General features: G+C 30.4%; 5 protein-coding genes. 3 read left to right on the forward strand and 2 right to left on the reverse strand.

Annotation, left to right across the window (positions count from 1 at the left end):
* Nucleotides 1-249 precede the first annotated feature (249 nt).
* Both HOG88_RS11875 and HOG88_RS01760 read right to left on the reverse strand, forming a co-directional pair.
* Entirely contained in the window at nucleotides 250-417 is a 168-nt protein-coding gene (locus HOG88_RS11875; RefSeq protein WP_367234324.1) for a type II toxin-antitoxin system RelE/ParE family toxin, read from the reverse strand.
* A gap of 103 nt (nucleotides 418-520) precedes the next feature.
* The gene (locus HOG88_RS01760; protein ID WP_295002504.1) at nucleotides 521-778 is read right to left on the reverse strand and encodes a hypothetical protein; all 258 of its coding nucleotides are present in this window, start codon (nucleotides 776-778) and stop codon (nucleotides 521-523) included.
* A gap of 549 nt (nucleotides 779-1,327) precedes the next feature.
* On the opposite strand from HOG88_RS01760, the gene HOG88_RS01765 reads away from it, so the two are divergent.
* Genes HOG88_RS01765 through HOG88_RS01775 form a run of 3 tightly spaced genes read left to right on the forward strand, consistent with a single transcriptional unit; the run spans nucleotide 1,328 to nucleotide 3,323 of the window.
* Complete coding sequence (locus tag HOG88_RS01765) at nucleotides 1,328-1,501, forward strand: carbonic anhydrase family protein (protein WP_295002506.1); 174 nt, start codon at nucleotides 1,328-1,330, stop codon at nucleotides 1,499-1,501.
* 50 nt (nucleotides 1,502-1,551) lie between these two features.
* Nucleotides 1,552-2,928, forward strand: a complete 1,377-nt coding sequence (locus HOG88_RS01770) for a DUF945 family protein (protein WP_295002508.1) — start codon at nucleotides 1,552-1,554, stop codon at nucleotides 2,926-2,928.
* Between the two features lie 2 nt (nucleotides 2,929-2,930).
* The gene (locus HOG88_RS01775) at nucleotides 2,931-3,323 is read left to right on the forward strand and encodes an ABC transporter substrate-binding protein (protein WP_295002510.1); all 393 of its coding nucleotides are present in this window, start codon (nucleotides 2,931-2,933) and stop codon (nucleotides 3,321-3,323) included.
* The last annotated feature ends 114 nt before the right edge of the window (nucleotides 3,324-3,437 follow it).

Here is a 3,437-nt window from a genome sequence, read left to right on the forward strand (position 1 = left end):
ATCTCATTTGACTGTAATTCCTGTTTCTCACGACTTCTTATTGTTTCAACTTACTTGATATTTACTATTCCCTTTGAAAATCCTTTATCACGTATTGCAACTGTACTAGTCTTATTATAGCACTCACACTCTCTTAATGTTTGGTTACATAATGGTTACGAGAGAAAGGGAGATGTTTTTTGACTTAGTTTGTTAGCATTTAATGAGAACGGTTGTCGTGCATTCTTATGTTTTGTTGTATCTGAACTTCTATAACGGTTTATTCTTTTGAAACATATTTAAAATAACTATTGTATTGTTATCGAGGTCTACTTCATAGATAATGGTATAGCTTTTAAAAGTCATTTCTCTAACTTTTTCATCATCAAAATAATATGATTTTCTAAATTTATATGGGAAGTTTGGAAGATTTTTAATTTATTCAAATAGTTCTTTTTTGAACTTTTTGGAAGCAGAAAGTTTATCTTTGGCAATATACTCAAAAATAATATTGAAGTTTATTTCAAATTTTCTATCAAGCTTAATTTGCATATTTTAGTTCAAGTTCTTTTTCAAGCTGGGTAGTGTTATTTTCAAAGTCATCAAATGAAATCAATTGACTTTTTCCACTTTTTATATCATCTCTGATTTGATGTAATTCTTTCTTGCGTTCATAAAAAAATGAGTCGCTTTCTAAGTTTTTATCTTTTAAAATAGTTATATTTTCACTATGATTGTTAACATAGTTCATAAAATTTTGTATATAATTATCTTCAACTTGTACGGTTAAAGTTTGCATAAACGAACTCCAATACTTATTTTAGTAATTATAGCAAAACTTAAGTGAACTTCACTTAAGTTTTAAAAGCTAAATAACTTTTCAAAATATTCATCATATCTATTGGATTAATAACATCACTTTTAAGTTTAACTATTTTACTATAGGCACATTCAAAACCTTTTTTGTATAAAGGTAATATTTGAACTTTAAAAGTGAATATTCATAATATTCATCACCTGACCCCAATTTTTAACACCATTGTGTTTAGTTTATGTCTTGATATATAATCATCCCCATAGAGTTTGAATATATCTTGCATCTCATATTTAGGTTTAAAGCTTTGTGGTGTTTCTTGTATTTTACACATGCAAGAGTTATAACAAGCTTTATGTTTGAGGCTTGAAAGTATGTCGTTTTGAAATGGAATGGATGGAAGTCTTGCCGCTAGGCTTCATATAACGGTCGTCGTGAGCGATAATTTTCCCTCTAGGGTAAATTATTGGTCTCCTCGTTTTTGTTATATCTATTTGTTTGTTGCAGCCTTAAAGTGGAGATTCACTCACAGGGGTGTTTCCTGTAGGTTCACTTACAACTCCACCATGTTCTGAAAATGTTCAGTGGTATCTATTAAAAACTCCGCAAGAAGCATCAAAAGAGCAGATTATGCACTTTCGTAAATATTATGTTGATAATGAACGTCCAGTTCAAGAACTTCATGATAGATTTATTGAGTCTAACTAGTTACTCTATTTAACTATAATACCTTTAATATAAAAGTTAAAGGTATTATCATGAAAAAAAGTATTTTAGTAGTAGTTATTCTACTCTCTATTATCGCAATCCTCCCAATTATAGGCAATACATTCATTACAAAACAAATTAATGAAAGACTTGTTGAATTAGAATCATTAGGTCTGAAAGTTAGTAAAGATGAAAGTGAGTCAAGCTATTTACATTCTTCAAGACATTTTGAGTTTTTGCTTAAAGATTCAAAAGAGTTTATAGAGTATCTTAAACAGTATTCAAATGAGCAGATACCTCCTTATGTAAAAGCAATGTTAGATGGTGTTTTAGTTGGTGCAGATGTAGAGTACTCAAACCTTCCCTTTGCAAAAGCTTTTGAAATAGAGATATATCCAATGAAATTATCTGCAAAAATGAGTGATACTCTTCAGCAAGATAATGTAAGTCTTTATGAATATATAGAGAAGTTTTTAGCCCAAAAAGGAGTGCTTTATCATATAGAATATAACCTTTTAAATAGTGACTTTAAAGGCTATCTTAAAGATGTTGATGAAACATATACATTGGATGATACTACGGAACTCACTTTATCTTTAGAAGAAGCAAAGTTTAAAGGAAATGGTGCTCTTTTAGCACCAAACGAACTTGTTTCAAAAATCAAAAAGTTACATTTTAATGCTACACAAAAAGAGAATAATTTAAATTTTCACATGAATGATTTTAAAAGCACGAGTAACTTTGAATCTGCAAATACATACATTACAAATATTGACATTGATGAAACTCTTCTTGAATTAAAAGGAGACGGTAGAGATGTAGATATAAGTATGGACTCGTTACGTGTTAATGCATCTTCAAATGATCAGGGAACTACTACACAAATTAACTCTAAGTCATCTATAAAAGATTTAAAATTAGCTACAAAAGAAGCAACTGTGAATCTAGAAGATTTTAACTTTGATATAGCAATCAATGGTCTAGATAAACAAGAGCATACAAAATTTATGGAGCTTGTATCTCAAAACTATGTATTTATGACTCCTGAGTCTAATCAAGCACTTAGTGCTAGTGCTACAAGTCTTTTAAGTAAAGGTTTAGAAATAGAAGTTGCAGACTTCTCAATAAAGAAGTTCGCATACAATGTAGACAAGAAAATAAAAGGTTTTAAAGTACAAACAGTTTTAAAGGTTAAAGAAGACCTTGGATTAGCTAAAAAAATGCAAATATCACCTCTTATGGCATTACCTAATATCGGCTTAGAGAGTGAGCTTAGGATCTCAAAAGAGATGTATACTAAAGTACTAAAAAGAAATGGCTTAACAGCTGGACTAGCTGGTTTTGAGAAAGAAGATGGTGATGACTACTTGTTTATAGTAAAGTTTGCTGATACAAAACTAAGTATAAACGGTAAAAGTTTAAACTAGGAATGAAAGGTTTTTTTCTTTTACTTTTGAGTTGTAGCCTTTTCGCTTCAACTCTTCACCTTGCTACATCTACAAATCCATCACGACTCAACCCTATTCTTGCCACCGACTCATCTTCATCAGAAATAGCCAGTTTTTTGTTTAACGGGCTTGTAAAGTTTGATAAGGACTCCAAAGAGATTGTAGGTGACTTGGCAGATAAGTTTTATTTTGTGGATGATAAAACATTGATTTTTGAGTTGAGAAAAAATGTTAAGTGGCATGACGGCAAAGGTTTAAGCGCAAAAGATGTACTTTTTACTTATGAAACACTGATCTCAGACAAAATATCTTCACCGTATAGTGCAGGTTTTCGTTTTGTGCAGAGTGTTAAAGTACTTAACTTTCGCACCTAAATCCAAGCATTTTCTGTGTAACATCCTGCAAGACACTGATAATAGAGGTTAAATCTTCATTTCTGTTTACAATATCATCAATTTTAGCTACTTCCTCAAGAATAGCAATGAAAG

It is taken from the genome of Sulfurimonas sp. (assembly GCF_018698455.1).
In the GTDB taxonomy this organism is placed as follows: Bacteria; Campylobacterota; Campylobacteria; order Campylobacterales; family Sulfurimonadaceae; genus Sulfurimonas.